At 51.5% G+C, this 17,116-nt stretch carries 11 protein-coding genes, 2 tRNA genes and 3 rRNA genes (1 of these 16 cut by a window edge); 5 read left to right on the top strand and 11 right to left on the bottom strand.

Annotated elements, in window-relative coordinates:
- The 5 genes from ICT70_RS12250 to rrf form a co-directional block, all read left to right on the top strand.
- Positions 1-747: ribosomal RNA gene (locus ICT70_RS12250) — 16S ribosomal RNA — on the top strand (it extends 787 nt beyond the left edge of the window).
- 150 nt (positions 748-897) lie between these two features.
- Positions 898-974 (top strand) — tRNA-Ile (locus tag ICT70_RS12245).
- A gap of 53 nt (positions 975-1,027) precedes the next feature.
- A tRNA-Ala gene (locus ICT70_RS12240) sits at positions 1,028-1,103 on the top strand.
- Positions 1,104-1,254: 151 nt separating this feature from the next.
- A 23S ribosomal RNA gene (locus tag ICT70_RS12235) occupies positions 1,255-4,211 on the top strand.
- 121 nt (positions 4,212-4,332) lie between these two features.
- A 5S ribosomal RNA gene (gene rrf, locus ICT70_RS12230) occupies positions 4,333-4,449 on the top strand.
- The 16S, 23S and 5S rRNA genes sit together here with 2 tRNA genes alongside, the layout of an rRNA operon.
- Before the next feature lie 71 nt (positions 4,450-4,520).
- On the opposite strand, the gene ICT70_RS12225 is transcribed toward rrf, so the two are convergent.
- From ICT70_RS12225 to ICT70_RS12175, 11 genes are all read right to left on the bottom strand, one after another.
- Positions 4,521-5,885, bottom strand: coding sequence for a sigma-54-dependent transcriptional regulator (locus ICT70_RS12225; RefSeq protein ID WP_337906858.1), 1,365 nt, complete (start codon positions 5,883-5,885; stop codon positions 4,521-4,523).
- 26 nt (positions 5,886-5,911) lie between these two features.
- Positions 5,912-8,149, bottom strand: a complete 2,238-nt coding sequence (locus ICT70_RS12220; RefSeq protein WP_191157061.1) for a sensor histidine kinase — start codon at positions 8,147-8,149, stop codon at positions 5,912-5,914.
- Between the two features lie 152 nt (positions 8,150-8,301).
- A complete protein-coding gene (gene lpxC / locus ICT70_RS12215; protein WP_191157059.1) occupies positions 8,302-9,231 on the bottom strand; it encodes a UDP-3-O-acyl-N-acetylglucosamine deacetylase in 930 nt (309 codons plus the stop codon).
- Between the two features lie 200 nt (positions 9,232-9,431).
- Positions 9,432-11,120, bottom strand: a complete 1,689-nt coding sequence (locus ICT70_RS12210) for an ABC1 kinase family protein (RefSeq protein ID WP_191157056.1) — start codon at positions 11,118-11,120, stop codon at positions 9,432-9,434.
- Between the two features lie 22 nt (positions 11,121-11,142).
- Positions 11,143-11,448 carry a phasin family protein gene (locus ICT70_RS12205; RefSeq protein WP_191157054.1) on the bottom strand — a complete coding sequence of 102 codons (306 nt, stop codon included), beginning with the start codon at positions 11,446-11,448 and terminating at the stop codon, positions 11,143-11,145.
- Between the two features lie 90 nt (positions 11,449-11,538).
- Positions 11,539-12,066: an epoxyqueuosine reductase QueH gene (locus ICT70_RS12200; protein ID WP_191157052.1), complete on the bottom strand. Its 528-nt coding sequence runs from the start codon at positions 12,064-12,066 to the stop codon at positions 11,539-11,541.
- Positions 12,067-12,124: 58 nt separating this feature from the next.
- Positions 12,125-14,119: a hypothetical protein gene (locus ICT70_RS12195; RefSeq protein WP_191157050.1), complete on the bottom strand. Its 1,995-nt coding sequence runs from the start codon at positions 14,117-14,119 to the stop codon at positions 12,125-12,127.
- Between the two features lie 10 nt (positions 14,120-14,129).
- A complete protein-coding gene (gene ruvB / locus ICT70_RS12190) occupies positions 14,130-15,155 on the bottom strand; it encodes a Holliday junction branch migration DNA helicase RuvB (protein WP_191157048.1) in 1,026 nt (341 codons plus the stop codon).
- A gap of 20 nt (positions 15,156-15,175) precedes the next feature.
- Positions 15,176-15,775 carry a Holliday junction branch migration protein RuvA gene (gene ruvA, locus ICT70_RS12185; protein WP_191157046.1) on the bottom strand — a complete coding sequence of 200 codons (600 nt, stop codon included), beginning with the start codon at positions 15,773-15,775 and terminating at the stop codon, positions 15,176-15,178.
- A complete protein-coding gene (gene ruvC / locus ICT70_RS12180) occupies positions 15,775-16,293 on the bottom strand; it encodes a crossover junction endodeoxyribonuclease RuvC (RefSeq protein ID WP_191157044.1) in 519 nt (172 codons plus the stop codon). Before ruvC ends, ruvA begins: the two co-directional genes overlap by 1 nt.
- A gap of 26 nt (positions 16,294-16,319) precedes the next feature.
- Entirely contained in the window at positions 16,320-17,066 is a 747-nt protein-coding gene (locus ICT70_RS12175; RefSeq protein WP_191157042.1) for a YebC/PmpR family DNA-binding transcriptional regulator, read from the bottom strand.
- Positions 17,067-17,116 lie beyond the last annotated feature (50 nt).

Here is a 17,116-nt window from a genome sequence, read left to right as displayed (position 1 = left end):
TAGTCCACGCCGTAAACGATGGGTACTAGGTGTTGCGGGTAACCACTCCTGCAGTGCCGCAGCTAACGCATTAAGTACCCCGCCTGGGGAGTACGGCCGCAAGGCTAAAACTCAAAGGAATTGACGGGGGCCCGCACAAGCGGTGGAGCATGTGGTTTAATTCGACGCAACGCGAAGAACCTTACCTGGGTTTGACATCCCGATCGTACGTTATGGAAACATAGTGGTCAGTTTGGCTGGATCGGTGACAGGTGCTGCATGGCTGTCGTCAGCTCGTGTCGTGAGATGTTGGGTTAAGTCCCGCAACGAGCGCAACCCTTATCCTTAGTTGCCATCATTTAGTTGGGCACTCTAGGGAGACTGCCGGTGTTAAACCGGAGGAAGGTGGGGATGACGTCAAGTCCTCATGGCCCTTATATCCAGGGCTACACACGTGCTACAATGGCCGGTACAAAGGGCAGCAAGACCGCGAGGTGGAGCTAATCCCATAAAGCCGGTCTCAGTTCGGATTGGAGTCTGCAACTCGACTCCATGAAGTTGGAATCGCTAGTAATCGTGGATCAGCATGCCACGGTGAATACGTTCCCGGGCCTTGTACACACCGCCCGTCACACCACGGGAGTCTGTTGTACCGGAAACCGGTGGGCTAACCCGCAAGGGGAGCAGCCGTTTATGGTATGGCCGGTAACTGGGGTGAAGTCGTAACAAGGTATCCGTACCGGAAGGTGCGGATGGATCACCTCCTTTCTAAGGAGCCTGCCTTTGCAGCAATGCAAAGGACAGAGCTTAATTCTTACAAGTTCTTTAGTCTGCTATTTAGTTTTGAAAGACCTGGCCTCTCATTGAGAGGTTTTGTGTTCTTTGACAGCAAATAAATACGAATTTATGTGTGGATGTGGGCTAGTAGCTCAGCTGGCTAGAGCACACGACTGATAATCGTGAGGTCGGAGGTTCAAGTCCTCCCTGGCCCACCAAAATCAGAAGTCTGATATTTCAGATTTGAGATTTGAAATTTGAGATTTAAGATGGGGGTGTAGCTCAGTTGGGAGAGCGCCTGCCTTGCAAGCAGGAGGTCATCGGTTCGATCCCGTTCACCTCCACCAGAAATTCGTTAATTGATTTATTTGTTCTTTGACAATTGCATATGACTGATAGATTTAGAAAAGACTGTTGTTTTTTTGTGATGAGAAAGCAGCAGGGCGAGCGATAACGTAAAGGCAAGACGTAACAAATTATTAGTAAGAGACTAGATATGGTCAAGCTAATAAGGGCGTACGGTGGATGCCTTGGTATCGGGAGGCGATGAAGGACGTGGTAAGCTGCGAAAAGCTTCGGGGAGCCGCTAAACAGGCTTTGATCCGGAGATATCCGAATGGGGAAACCCGGCAGGGATGATACCCTGTCATCATTCACTGAATACATAGGTGAATGAGGCGAACGCAGGGAACTGAAACATCTAAGTACCTGCAGGAGAAGAAATCAATTGAGATTCCGTCAGTAGCGGCGAGCGAACGCGGATTAGCCCAAACCAGAGCGACTACGGTTGCTTTGGGGTTGTGGGGCCCCGACATGGGATTGGTGATGGGTAGCAGAAGGCTCTGGAAAGTGCCGTCGTAGAGGGTGATAGCCCCGTATGCGAAACCTTGATCCACCCTAGGGTGTCCCCGAGTACCACGAGACACGAGAAATCTTGTGGGAAGCTGGGAGGACCATCTTCCAAGGCTAAATACTCCCCGATGACCGATAGTGCATAGTACCGTGAGGGAAAGGTGAAAAGAACTGCGATGAGCAGAGTGAAATAGACCCTGAAACCGTATGCCTACAAGCAGTGGGAGCCCTATGTCTTCGGACAGGGTGACCGCGTGCCTTTTGCATAATGAGTCAGCGAGTTACGCTCAGCAGCGAGGTTAAGCCGTTAGGTGGAGCCGTAGCGAAAGCGAGTCTGAATAGGGCGTTTTAGTTGCTGGGAGTAGACCCGAAACCGAGTGATCTATCCATGGGCAGGGTGAAGCGTCGGTAACACGTCGTGGAGGCCCGAACCCACTTAGGTTGAAAACTGAGGGGATGACCTGTGGATAGGAGTGAAAGGCTAATCAAACTCGGAGATAGCTGGTTCTCCCCGAAATATATTTAGGTATAGCCTCGTACGAATCGTCCCGGAGGTAGAGCACTGAATGGGCTAGGGCCCTCACCAGGGTACCAAACCTAATCAAACTCCGAATACCGGGAACGTCTATACGGGAGTCAGACGGCGGGTGATAAGGTCCGTCGTCGAAAGGGAAACAACCCAGATCGCCAGCTAAGGTCCCTAAATCTGTGCTAAGTGGGAAAGGTTGTGGGAATGCATAAACAACCAGGAGGTTGGCTTAGAAGCAGCCATCCTTTAAAGAAAGCGTAATAGCTCACTGGTCGAGTGAGCCTGCGCCGAAAATGTAACGGGGCTCAAGCACAGTACCGAAGCTGCGGATTTAATCCTAGAGATTAAGTGGTAGGGGAGCATTGTAGCAACCGCTGAAGGTGTACCGTAAGGAGCGCTGGAGGAACTACAAGAGCTTATGCTGACATGAGTAGCGAAAATGCGGGTGAGAAACCCGCACACCGTAAGCCCAAGGTTTCCTTTGTAAAGGTAATCTGCGAAGGGTTAGTCGGCCCCTAAGGCGAGGGCGAAAGCCGTAGTCGATGGGAAACAGGTTAATATTCCTGTACCTCTGGTAACTGCGATGGGGTGACGGAGAAGGGTAGGCCATCCGGGTGTTGGACGTCCCGGTTTAAGCGTGTAGGCGGGGAAGGCAGGCAAATCCGCTTTCCTATTTAAAACGCTAAGGCGCGATGACGAGAGCTTTAAGCTCACAAAGTGGTTGATCCCATGCTTCCAAGAAAAGCCTCTAAGCTTCAGGTTATTAGAGACCGTACCGAAAACCGACTCAGGTGGGCGAGCAGAATATGCTAAGGTGATTGAGATAACTCTGGTTAAGGAACTCGGCAAAATGACACCGTAACTTCGGGAGAAGGTGTGCCTCCGTTAGGTGAAGGGACTTGCTCCCCGAGCCGAAGGGGGTCGCAGAGAAATGGCGGTAGCGACTGTTTACTAAAAACACAGCACTCTGCAAACTCGTAAGAGGACGTATAGGGTGTGACGCCTGCCCGGTGCCGGAAGGTTAAGGGGATGTGTTAGCGCAAGCGAAGCATTGAACCGAAGCCCCGGTAAACGGCGGCCGTAACTATAACGGTCCTAAGGTAGCGAAATTCCTTGTCGGGTAAGTTCCGACCTGCACGAATGGCGTAACGACTTCCGCACTGTCTCAACCAGGGACTCAGCGAAATTGAATTGGCGGTGAAGATGCCGTCTACCCGCGGCAAGACGGAAAGACCCCGTGAACCTTTACTATAGCTTGGCAGTGATATTCGGGACAGCATGTGTAGGATAGGTGGGAGACTTTGAAGCTGGCACGCTAGTGTCGGTGGAGTCGCCCTTGAAATACCACCCTTGTTCTTCTGGATATCTAACCTAGGCCCGTGATCCGGGTCGGGGACACTGCCTGGTGGGTAGTTTGACTGGGGCGGTCGCCTCCCAAAGTGTAACGGAGGCGCGCGAAGGTTCCCTCAGGCTGATTGGAAACCAGCCGTAGAGTGCAAAGGCATAAGGGAGCTTGACTGCGAGACATACAGGTCGAGCAGGTGCGAAAGCAGGTCTTAGTGATCCGGTGGTTCTGTATGGAAGGGCCATCGCTCAACGGATAAAAGGTACTCCGGGGATAACAGGCTTATCTCCCCCAAGAGTTCACATCGACGGGGAGGTTTGGCACCTCGATGTCGGCTCATCACATCCTGGGGCTGAAGTCGGTCCCAAGGGTTTGGCTGTTCGCCAATTAAAGTGGTACGCGAGCTGGGTTTAAAACGTCGTGAGACAGTTTGGTCCCTATCTGCCGTGGGCGTAGGAGATTTGAGAGGATCTGTTCCTAGTACGAGAGGACCGGAATGGACGAACCACTAGTGTTCCTGTTGTCACGCCAGTGGCATGGCAGGGTAGCTACGTTCGGAAAGGATAACCGCTGAAAGCATCTAAGCGGGAAGCCAACCTCAAGACGAGATCTCCCTGGGGTTAGTCCCCCCTGAAGGTCCGTTGGAGACGACAACGTTGATAGGCCGGGTGTGTACGCACAGCAATGTGTTCAGCTGACCGGTACTAATTGACCGTGAGGCTTGACCATAACTAGTTTTTTATAGGGAAAGGGGAGGTTCGCCTCCCCTGACCCCCTTAACGTAAAATGTTACGAACGTTCTTCGCCATCAGATCAGTCATAAGCGATTCGAAAACCCAGTTTTACGGTTTTCGGTGGCTATAGCGTAGGGGTCACACCTGTTCCCATCCCGAACACAGAAGTTAAGTCCTACCGCGCCGATGATACTGCATTGGAAACGATGTGGGAAAGTAGGTCGCCGCCGAAATTAATAGCAAAAAGCCCTCCTGTTTATGGAGGGCTTTTTTTTTGACTTTTAACTGGTTTTTGTCTGGATACTCAGTCGGGATTGATCTGATAGTATTTGATCTTTCTGTGTAGATTGGAACGTTCCAGACCGATTTCCTCGGCGGTGCGCGATATATTCCAGCTGTTCTTCTTTAACTTTTCAATCAGAAACTGTTCTTCAAAAATTTCCTTTGCCTCTTTATACGAATCCGGCAAGTCTTCTACCAGCGTTACGGAAAGATGACCGGTAGTTGCAATATTGCTGATGTCCTGAGGCAGATCAGAGGGTTTTATTTCTGTTCCCGGGGTCATAATCACCAGGCGTTCAATCAGGTTTTTGAGCTCTCTGACGTTTCCAGGCCAATCGTAAGCCTGCATGCATTGCTGTGCCTCTGCGCTGATCGTTTTGTTTTCCCGGCTCTCTTTACTGCAGAAAAAATGTAAAAAATGGTTACACAGCAGGGGAATATCTTCTTTCCGGTGGCGCAGGGACGGTACTACAAAAGGCAAAACATTAAGGCGGAAATAAAGGTCTTCACGGAAGTTGCCGTTTTTTATCTCCTCCGTCAGCACCTTGTTGGTCGCCGCAATCACGCGTACATCAACTTCGATAGTACGGTTACCACCTACCCGCTCAAACTTGTGTTCCTGCAGGATCCGCAAAATTTTAGCCTGGGTTTTCAGGCTCATATCGCCGATTTCGTCAAGAAACAGGGTGCCGCCGTTGGCCTGATCGAACTTTCCACGTCGCGCCGCTGTGGCTCCGGTAAAGGAGCCCTTTTCATGGCCAAACAGTTCGGATTCAATCAGCTCTTCGGGGATCGCCGCACAATTCACTTCGACAAAAGGCTTGTCACTCCGGCCTGATTGCTGATGAATGGCACGTGCTACCAGCTCCTTACCGGTACCATTTTCTCCGGTAATCAATACCCAGCCGGAACTGGGCGCAGCAACCTTGATTTGTTCTTTAAGTTTTTTTATTGCCTGGCTTTCACCGATCATCTGATAGTCACGCGCCAATTTTTCTTTCAGGGCGTTATTCTCGGCGACCAGCTGGCCGATTTTCAGGGCGTTTTCAATAGAGAGCAGGACTTTTTCCAATGACAGTGGTTTTTCGATAAAATCGAAGGCACCAAGACGCGTTGCCTTGATAGCGGTTTCAATTGTTCCGTGTCCGCTCATCATGACCACCAGTTGGTGGGGTCTGGTTTGTTTGATTCTTTTTAAGGTTTCCAGACCGTCAATGCCGGGCATCCAGATATCAAGCAGAATCAGATCGGGATCTTCGACATTTATTATCTGCAGACATTGTTCACCATTGGCGGCAAAGGTGGTTTTAAAGCCTTCATCCTTCAGGATGCCTTCCAGGCTTTGACGGATACTTTCTTCATCATCAACGATAAGAATATGTTTCATCAGTGGTTCTTCCTGTCAGGCAGTGATCAGACGTTATCATCTGCCGGTAATTCAATAATAAACTGGGTGCCCTGTGGCTCATTATCTTTCACCCGGATATAGCCGTTGTGGTCGGCAACAATGGTAGAAACAATAGCAAGACCGAGACCTGTACCGGTTTTTTTAGTAGAAAAGTATGGCTCAAACAGGCGTGGCTTGTTCAGTGCCGGGATGCCACAGCCGGTGTCAGATACCGTCAGGGTAATTAAGTTGATTTCCTGGTTATAGCTGGTGCCCAGCGTAATGGACCCGCTGGAAGGGGTTGCGCTGACAGCATTTTCCAGCAGATTGATCAGCACACGCTTGATTTGCTCACGGTCAAATTTACTGTTGGGCAGATTGCCGTCAAGGAGCGTGTCAAATCTGATATCTTTATGAGCCTGGCGATAGAGGGTCAGACATTCCAGGATAATATCATTCAGGTTGTTCAGGGTGGGATTGGTGGCCGGCATGCGGGCAAAGTTGGAAAACTCATTGACAAGATTCTTCAACTCATCCACCTGCTTGCTGATCATGCTGGTACACTCGTCAAAAACATCGTCCTCGGCATTAAAACGATCAAGATAACGGCGGCGCAGACGCTGCGCTGAGAGCTGGATAGGGGTCAACGGGTTTTTAATTTCGTGGGCAATGCGGCGCGCCACTTCGCGCCAGGCTGCCATGCGTTGGGCCTTGTATAATTGCGTCAGGTCATCAAAAACAACAACAGTTCCCATGAAATTATTGTCATTGTCCCGTAGCGTGGTCAGGTTGATCATCAGGGTGTATTTTTCATCACCAATGGGAATGGTCATGTGTTGACGTACCGTGCCTTTTTCTGAATAGAAGAGATCTTTGAGAAGGGTCATGATCTGTGGCATATACATAGTGGGAATGACTTCTCGAAAATCCCTGCCAAGGACCTTGTCTGCTTTCATGTGCAGCAGATTTTCCGCCGATTTATTCACCGTGGTCAAACAGCCATGGCGATCAATGGAAATAACCCCGGCAGTGACGTTCGCCAGAACAATCTCCATATAGTTCCGGCGACGGTCAAGTTCAAGGTTGGAGCGCTTAAGCTCCAGGTTGGCGGCGTTGATTTCCTGGCGACCATAGCGTAAATCACCAGTCATTTTGTTAAAGGCCTGAACCAGGGCGCCAATTTCGTCAGTACTGGTGGTTTCCAGCTGGATGTCAAGATCGCCCGATGCCACCCTGGTTGTCGCACTGACCAGCTCCTGAATCGGCACGGTAATACCGCGGGCCAGGTGAAATCCGAACCAGGTGGCCAGGAACATGATGATCAGGGCGATCAGCAGCAAAACAATGACATAGCTCTGTTGAATCTGCCCCTTGATCGATCGGGTGGTTTTATACTGTTCAACCGAACTGGCAATCTCCTTCATTTTGACGATGAGGGAGTAGGGAACATAGTAATTTACCACCACGACCCCGACGATATCTTTCGGATCCCAGTTTGATTGTACCGGCACAATACCACGGATCAGGTCGGCCTGCCCAACCGTCGTGATCTGGGAAAAACGGATACCCTGCAGACCTTCCCGTACCGGGTCTGAGGTCGCCGGGGTGATGTCGAAAATCGGCAGCTTCGGGTTGGCGACTCGCACCAGTTCTTCGTGAGTGGCCGAAAATACCTCAACAATACCAAGATTGTATTCTTCCTGTTTCTCCTTGATCAGTTCACGCAATTGCGGCAGGTTCTCCTCATTGAGCAGACGCTCGCGGCGGATTCGTTGACTCAACTGATCAGCGTAATAAAGGGCGTTGGCTTCTGAATTGCGGTAGTAGGTTTGCGCAACTTCCAGGGATTCATCCAGGGCCATCTCGACCTGGGTGCTGAACCAGTTATCAATACTGTTGCGAATGAAACCGGCAGATACAAAAAAGAGTAACAGGGTTGGAATCAGCGAGAGCGCAATAAAAGCGCCGACCAGTTTACTGCGCAGTTTGGCGCCGGGAACTCCGCGGCGGCGCTCCAGCAGCAGCTTGAACAGGTTGCGAAAGATCAGAAATAAAAACAGCAGGATCAGCAGGATATTTAGATTGATCACAGCCAGGGCAATGATGCTGTTGCTGATCGGTAGCTGTGATGTCAGATCGACCAGATGCACTTCAAGTTGGGGGATAAGCAGGAGCAGTACGAGCGCTAAAAGGATTGCAACCCAGTCACGACTTTTGCGACGGGGTTTAGGTGTTTCGTCAGAATGTGGGTCGGGAGTTGTCATGCAAGCCTGCCTCATTGAATCATTATCGCTGCGCTTGCTGATTTTAGAGAATGCGTGCGGACAACACAAGCATGATAGGCCGTTTTAGCCGGATAAAAAAAGAGCGGCCGGATGCGGGCCGCTCTTTTGGCGATTTGCCTTTGGTGAGTGGTTTATGCTTTGTTGAACACCAGTTCGTTAGCGCGGGCACCTGAAAAAACGCGCTGGGCTTCGCGCAGGGCCTCTTCAGTAAAATCGACATAAACCCAATGGTCCGGATGATTCTCAATCAGCCTGACCATTTTAGCGTTAAGATCATGGCCGGCCTTAAATGCACGGATATGGCCAAGGAGCGGTGACCCCAGCAGACTGAAATCGCCCATAGCGTCAAGGATTTTATGACGGACAAACTCGTTATGGTAGCGTAACCCTTCCGGATTCATTACCCCATTGGCGTCAACCACCACCGCATTTTCAAGAGAACCGCCACGGGCCAGACCGTTAGCTTTGAGGTATTCTACCTCATGAAGAAAACCAAAGGTGCGGGATGAGGCAATCTCTTTACAAAAAGTTTCGGTGTCAAATTTGAAACTGTGATTCTGTACCGAAATAGCCGGGTGATCAAAGGCGATATCAAAAGTGATTCTGAAAAAACGTGAGGGGATGAGGCTGATCCGTTTTTCCCCTTCAATAATTTCCAGTGGTTTACGAATCGCAATAAATTTCCGTGGTTCGCCCAGAGTGGTAAATCCCACCTGTTGAAATTCACGTACAAAATGGGCAGCACTGCCATCCAATACCGGTACTTCCGGACCATCGATGTCGATATGGAGATTGTCGATAGAAAAAGCGGCAAGTGCGGCCATCAGATGTTCGATGGTCGATACCGTGACCCCATTGTGCCCGATAACGGTCGCCATGCGGGTATCAACAACATTTTTTGAACAGGCTTTGATACTGACATGTGTGTCACCATCAGTGCGATGGAAAATAATACCGGTATTGGCCGTTGCCGGGCGCAGGCGCATATTAATGCGCGCACCGCTATGCAAACCGATTCCGGAGATGTTGACGTTTTTGGCGAGGGTGCGTTGAAAAATCATTTGGTTTCCGATCTGCTGTATAGGTACACCATTTAACCTGGCCCTAACATAAAGCAAGAGTTGTGCCACTTTTATAGTGATTCAACATGCTGAAATTATTAGAGTCTGATGTGCGGTTTTTTTAAAGTGTGGCAGGGCCGGGATGAAATCAGGGATTTGCTGTGGTGATTATGCCACAGTCAACCGATCAAGACCGGCGATCACAGTCGGCCCGATCTTAAGATAGCGATGGCCAGTCCGAAACCGAGAAAGCCGGCAACCGAATAACCAAATAAACCAATAACCGGGAATCCCATCAGGCTTGGACCTTTATCGATCTGCATAACGACGGATGAACCGATAATCAACGCGGCAATCACCATGCTGAAGGATATCCGGTTGGTTGATTTTTCCAGATCAGTAACCAGCCGCTCCAGACCCCGGTGCTCCAGATCTATTTTGAATTGATTACGATTGATGCGATTGATGAATTCCTTGATGTCTTTTGGCAGACTTTTACCCAGGGCGTGATATTCGCGGATTGTACCGGCAATATCCTTAGTCATATTGCCGGGCGAGTAGCGTTTTTTGACGATCTCTTCGGCAAAAGGCCGTAGTTGCTCAACCATGTTGAAGTGCGGATCGAGCTGTCTGCCAATTCCCTCCATGGCAATCAGCGAACGTGACAGCAGCATGAGATTGGGTGGAAACTTGATCTGATAGTGCGAAAGAATCTGGATAAAATCGAACAGCAGTTTGCCGACCTTAATGTCCTGTAACAGGGTGTCGTAATAGTCATCGATGAATTCAGCCAGGTCATGACGCAGGTTTTTCCGGCTTGATTCATCGTTGAGATCCCCCGAATATAATAACTGCGTGATAATCTGGTCGGCGTCACGGTGCAATATGGCCAGGAGCAGTTCGGTGAGGTGAATTTTAAGTTCATCGTCCAACCGTCCAACCATGCCGAAGTCGAAGATACAGATGACATCATCTTCCAGAATATGCAGATTGCCGGGATGAGGATCGGCATGAAACAGACCGAATTGAAAAACCTGCTTAAGGAAACTGTTCGCTCCGCGCCGGGCAATCAGTTTAAGATCGTGCCCGCCCCGGGTTAATTCATCAAAGTTGGAGATCTTGATCCCGGAGACATATTCCATTGTCAGGACGGTATGACCGGTATAGTCCCAGTAGACGGTAGGGATCCGTATCGTTTCGTCATCCTCAAAGTTTTTTCGAAAGCGATCAATCGTTCGTCCTTCTCGGGAAAAATCGAGTTCACGCTGAATGGAACGACGGAACTCCTTGACGAGCCCCACCGGATCGTACATGTCAGCACCCGGCAGATGCTTGTTGGCCAGATAGGCCAGCCCCATCATGATGTCCAGGTCAGTCATGATTACTGCCTCGATCCCTGGTCGCCGAACCTTGCAGACCACTTCCGTGCCATCTTTCAGCGTTGCCCGGTGAACCTGGGCCATGCTTGCGGTTGCCAGGGGCATCATCTCAAACAGGGCAAAGAGGTCTTCCGCCGGATAGCCAAGCTCGGAATGGATTTGCGCCTGGACTTCCTCAAGCGGCACCGGCGGAAGATGATCCTGGAGTTTTTTTAGCTCGTTAATGATATCTTCGGGAACCAGATCAGGGCGGGTAGACAGGAGCTGTCCGAGCTTGATGAAGGTTGGCCCCAACTCTTCGAGGGCGAGGCGAAAACGCGCCCCATGGGGAAGTCGTTGCAGATCCCGTGAGGTTGCTCCAAAGGTAACTGCGCGTTTGCCGAGCTGGATATAGTAGTCGATATTGAGCTGTTCGATAATGTGGCCGAAGCCATACTTGAACAGCACAGATAGAACCTGGCGGTAGCGCTTCAGCGACCGGACATTGCGGTTGAATCGATTAAAAGGCAACGTTTTCTGTCCTGTCGGCAGCCTATTGCTCAAGCGCTTTGAGTCTTTTCTCCAGGGCGTCCACCTTTTTTTTCAGGCTGTTAAGTTCTTCTTCTGTGACAACGCCCATCCGTTCTAGGGCCTTTTTAACCTCATCCTGTGCCACTGACTCCAGCTTGCTCTGATTCTCCTTGGCGGTTTGTTGTAGTTTGTCCAGGAGCTTTTTTCCCTCTTCTTCACTCAGGTTAAGCCGTTCCTTGAGCTCACCCACCAGCTCTTCTGCTTTTTTTTGTGACATGGACAGGGCGCCAAGACCGGTAAGTAAGGTTTTTTCGATGATTTCAATCATATTAATCTCCTTGCGACAGTTGGAACTGCTCCGTAGTTGTGTCTGATTATAGCAGTTGGGCAGGATGCTTCAACCTGGAACAGGGGTATATCATCCGGCGTAGCGATCCCGTTCCGAATAAATGCAACCACAGTATTGCTGGCGATAGAGGCCCATCTGCTTGGAAATCCTGATTCCTTCGTTCCAGCCCCGCCGATAATCCTCGTAGAAAAAGGTTAACCGGAATTCTGTTGCCAGCTGTCGGCCATACTCAACGATGGCATCATGCTGCTGGTAACGTGAGTAGAGCAAGGTTGTGGTAAAGGCTTCAGCCCCGATCTTGTGAGCCTGCTCGGCTGCCAGGCGCAAGCGCGACTGATAGCAATATTTGCAGCGCTCTTCGGGCTTCGAGGCGACCTGGGCGAGAAACTCATCGAGATGGTAGTTGTCATTAACCAACAGCGGCAGCTCGACCTGGCCGGCGTACTCGCGCGTGGTATCAAGACGCTTCCGAAATTCCTGATAGGGGTGAATATTGTGATTGTAAAAAAATCCCGTAACCTCATGTTCTTGCTGACGCAGCATGGTAACAGGATAAATGGCGCAGTTAGCACAGCAGATGTGGAGTAAAATGTTCATGGTTGTTATCTTCTTTTGGTATTGACCCTGCTCAGGTTGAGTAATCTATAGATCGCTGTTAATTTTTAAACCATTCCGGATCGGGCAATGCAAGCTTTTTCCAGACATTACGGACCAGGTTTCGCGCCGCTTGCGGCTTTTCCATCTGTCTGTAGCTCAAATCGCTCAACAATTGATGCAGGCTGTCGAGATCCTTGCGATAGTGTTGCAGGATCTGCACAAGCTGTTGGCGATCGCCGGGCAGATCGAAAGACGTTTTGCCCAGCTGGGAGCAGAGCAGCAACGCCTGCTCCAGTTCTTCCCCGTAACCGCTTAAGGGTTGGCCGTTCCCATCGATCATATCAAATTGACCAAGGAGTCTGGAGGTCACTTTTAGGGGCAACGTGATGTCATAGTGTAGCATGTCGGGATGGTCAAGAAAATACAGGTACTGATCCGGAAAGTTTGGAATGCCGTGGGTTTGTAATTGCTCTATGATCTGCTGTCTGACGTTTTTTGATGCCTGATGAGTTATTCTGTCTACCGGCCTATCTCTGTCTGCTTGAGGCTCAGACAACTGCAGGACACTGATTAATTGCCGGCGAAAATGCTCCGGTTCAGTAAAAACCAGGGACACCTCAGCCTGATCAGCGACTGCTTTAATCCGTGTTGGTTCCGTATTCAGCGGGGAGCGAGATAGCGATAAAGACAAACTGTGCCGGCTCTTGACGATTTCACGCAGATGAAAATATTCACATAACAGGGCCCACAGGGGATCATCACTAGCGATCTCGACCAGGGCGACAGGGCATTCAATCTGCAGGCGTTGGTGTGGCTGACAAATACCAAGAAGGTGAATCATCTGCCATTTCCAACGTGGCTGATCGGTTAGAATCTTGAAGTTGCGATGTGGCCACGAGGTGCGCAGTCGGGCACCAAACTGGGCTCTTTCGTTGCGGGAAATGGGGATCGAACTCAGCAGCCAGGCCGAGACGCTGCCCCGACAAAGGGTCTCCGGGGTGAGTGACAGCAGTGAGTCATAGTAGTATGCCGGCTGGGGCAATCCGGCAAGTTCCCGCGTAACAGCAGTGCCGGCCAACAGCAAGGGCGAGTCAGAAAGGATCGCTGTTAAGTTGGGGTTGGTGGCCGGTGTGCGGGGATACAGGAGCATGTCGGCATTTTCCATCGGACCGTTTCCCCTCACCGGATACCAGGAATCAAGAAGATTGCGCAGGCTTTTTTGCATGCGCTGGGGTGGTGTCGTCCAGCGCAACTGCTGCAGGCGCAACAGTAGATGATGGTAGCAGATGGCTGTTTCGTTGGGCAGGGACAGGGGTGCTCCCTCCCAGCGGTAGGCCAGACTGGTATTAAAAGGTTCGGGGGCGCGTGCCAGCGCTGTGATGACCACCTCACCAAGGTCTTCAGGTAGCAGGCTGTCAGGTAGCAGGCTGAACCGTAAGGCGGTGAGCAGTTGCAGCAGGAACAGACGGTTGGCCTCCAGCGCGCGCTGATCGACATCGAAGGCCATCCCTTCGAGCTCCTCGGCCCGCTGGCTGCGAAAGGCGTCGGTCAGGGCGGGTAAGGCAAGCTCTTCGGCAATATTAAACAGGTTGTGAAAATAGTGATGTGAACGTTGATCCTGGGGGATGGCACCGGTAACCGCTGGAATTTTCAATGCGTCGATCAGGTCGCGCAGCAGGTGCTGAAAAAAATCGGGGTGATCCGTTCCCGGCAAGGGGAAACATTTTTCTTCACTGATTTCGCCGTTGCTGGTTCGCCATAAACGCACCTGTTCGATTTCCCAGGTGACAAAGTGACTCAGTCCCAGGGCTTCAGCACAATGTCTTCCTCGTTGCAGTTCCTCCGCCAGATTTTTTTTCGGCAACAGGACTATCCCGCCGGCCATCATGCTTTGGCGATTGATCCAGAATATCAGCGGTGGTCTGGTAACGCCACCTTCCGTAACAATAGAGGGCAGACAGTCGACGCGGCGAAAAGGCGTGCGTCCGTGGTCAATGATGTCTTGTGCCCAACTCTTAAGCTGGTGGGCAAACTGTTCGAGATGTGGGCTCATGAACAGATAATCAGTCCTTGAACAGGGAGTCAATGGCAGGGCGTGGTTTTTCCCGATGGAAATGCTGCAGGCAGCTTTCCGTGGCCACGCGTCCACGCGGCGTTCGGTTTAAAAAACCCTTTTGAATCAGATAGGGTTCAATCACGTCTTCGATCGTATCGCGCTCCTCACCGATGGCCGCCGCCAGGGTGTCGAGGCCAACGGGGCCGCCACCAAACTTGTCGATCACGGTGAGCAGCAACAGTCGATCCATGTGATCAAGCCCTTGCTGATCAACCTCCAGGCGGCCGAGGGAGCGATCGGCCAAGGCCTGGCTGATGATACCGTCACCTACAATTTCAGCAAAATCCCGTACCCGCCGCAACAAACGATTGACGATGCGCGGGGTACCACGGCTACGTCGGGCAATCTCCCAGGCCCCCTTTTCGTCAACCGGGATATTCAGGATGCCGGCACTGCGTTTAACGATGGTTGTCAACTCGTCGGTTGAATAAAATTCCAGTCGGCAAATAACCCCGAAACGGTCACGCAGGGGAGAAGACAGCAGTCCGGCGCGGGTTGTGGCGCCGACCAGGGTAAACCGCGGGATGTCGAGTTTAATCGTGCGCGCAGAAGGCCCCTGACCGATGAGAATGTCAAGCTGGTAGTCTTCCATCGCCGGGTAGAGGATCTCTTCAACGACGGGGGAGAGGCGGTGAATTTCGTCAATGAACAGGACGTCACCTTCTTCCAGATTGGTCAGTATCGCTGCCAGGTCGCCGGTTTTTTCGATAACCGGCCCCGAGGTACTCTTGATGTTAACCCCCATTTCATGGGCAATAATATTGGCCAGGGTGGTTTTGCCAAGCCCCGGTGGGCCATAAAAAAGCACATGATCAAGGGCTTCGCAGCGATTACGTGCAGCGTCGATGAAGACCTGAAGGTTGCTCCGTGCTTTAGCCTGACCGACATAATCTTTAAGGGAACGAGGGCGCAGTGACAGGTCAAGTTGCTCCTCTGCGGGCTGGCCGGCGGGGTTAATCAGGCGATCATCCATGGGCTCTCCATCAATTGCCACTATTTCAGCAGGATCTGCAGCGCCGCTTTAAGGATCTGCTCCAATGGTGTTCCCGGTGCTGATTTGAGGTTTTTCAGGGCCTGTCGAGCCAGAGATTCTTTATACCCCAGGTTGACCAGCGCCGAGAGGGCATCCTGATGGTGAGAATCGCTGGTGTTGGCATCTGCAGATGGCACACTGATCGCTGCCGAAAGGGCATAAGCGCCGGCTTTATCCTGTAATTCCAGGACCAGGCGTTCAGCACTTTTTTTGCCGATTCCGGGGATGGCGATCAGGCGAGTGACATCTCCCTGGCTTAGGGCCAGGGCCAATTCCGCCGGAGCGATGTGGGAGAGGATAGTAATGCCAAGTTTGGGACCGACTCCGGAGACAGAAATTAACAGGGTAAATAGATCTTTTTCTGCCGTGGTAAGGAATCCGAACAGGACAATGGCATCCTCCCTGACGTTGGTATAAACCTGCAAACGCACCGGCCCGGTTTCAGGAAGACGATAAAAGGTCGACAAGGGAATATGCAGTTGATAGCCGACTCCGCCAACATCTATAATGATATGATCGGGTGCGCGATGAGCCAGTTGGCCGCTAAGCAGGGCAATCATCAGGAAGGTCTCCGCAGTAGATTGTGCTGGTCTGGTTGCATCTTTTTGTTCAGGTGATGGCTGTGGGCATGGCAAATAGCCACCGCCAGAGCATCCGCAGCATCTTCCTGGGCGATTTCAGGCAGGTTCAAAAGGACCCGGGTCATCTGCTGAACCTGGTTTTTGCCGGCCCGCCCATAGCCGACGACCGCCGATTTTACCTGCAGGGCCGAATATTCAAAGACCGGTAAGCCGGCATTGACTCCGGCCAAAAGGGCGATGCCACGGGCATGACCAAGCTTGAGTGCCGATGCTGGATTGCGCGCCATGAAGACCTGCTCAACCGCAACAGCATCAGGGCGATGGACGGCGATCAGGCGACAGATTTCGCTGTAGATGCGGTGTAATCGCAGCGCCAGTTCGGTCTTGCTGTCGGTAAAAATGGCCCCGTTATCAAGGTGGCATAGATGGTTGCCGCGTTGTTCAATAAAGCCGTAGCCGGTGGTTTTGCTCCCCGGATCTATTCCAAGTATGCGCATATCAGATCAACACCGACCGGGCCAGGTCACCCCATCAGGCGTTCCATTTCCTCGTCATCGATATCGAAGTTGGCGTGGATATTCTGCACGTCATCGTTATCTTCGAGCACGTCGATCATCTTCATCAGCGACTCGGCCTGACTGCCGCTAACGGCCGTCATCGTCTGCGGGATCATGGTAACTTCGGCCGACTGGTAGGTCAGACCCTGGGCACTTAAATGGTTGCGTACCGCCTCATAGTCAGCTGGCTCAACAATCACTTCAATACAGTCGCCATCGTCCTTGACATCCTCGGCACCGGCCTCAAGAGCGGCCTCAAAGATGGTGTCAAAGTCGTTGCTCTGATCAAAAATAATCTGGCCTTTGCGGTCAAACATAAAAGCAACGGAACCACTGACCCCGAGGCTGCCACCATATTTATTAAAGGCGTGGCGCACCTCTGCCACCGTACGGGTCCGATTGTCGGTCATAAACTCGACAATCACAGCAACACCGCCAGGGCCATAGCCTTCAAAGGTGCCCTCTTCGTAGGTGACACCATCAAGGTCGCCGGTCCCTTTTTTGATCGCCCGTTCAATATTGTCTTTGGGCATGTTGGCTTGCTTGGCTTTATCAACGGCCAAACGCAGACGTGCGTTCGCCTCCAGATCTGCCCCGCCAATACGCGCGGAAATGGTAATTTCCTTGATCAGTTTGGTGAATATTTTGCCGCGTTTTGCGTCCTGAGCGCCCTTGCGGTGTTTAATGTTTGCCCATTTGCTGTGGCCGGCCATCGATCATGCTCCTTGAAACAATTGTGGTAAGGAAAGAAAACGCCGGCAAC

Origin of the sequence: Pelovirga terrestris (assembly GCF_014773365.1) — a bacterium.
Lineage (GTDB): Bacteria > Desulfobacterota > Desulfuromonadia > Desulfuromonadales > Geopsychrobacteraceae > Pelovirga > Pelovirga terrestris.
The sequence above is the reverse complement of the archived record's forward strand: the minus strand, read 5'-3'. Positions and strand labels throughout refer to the sequence as shown.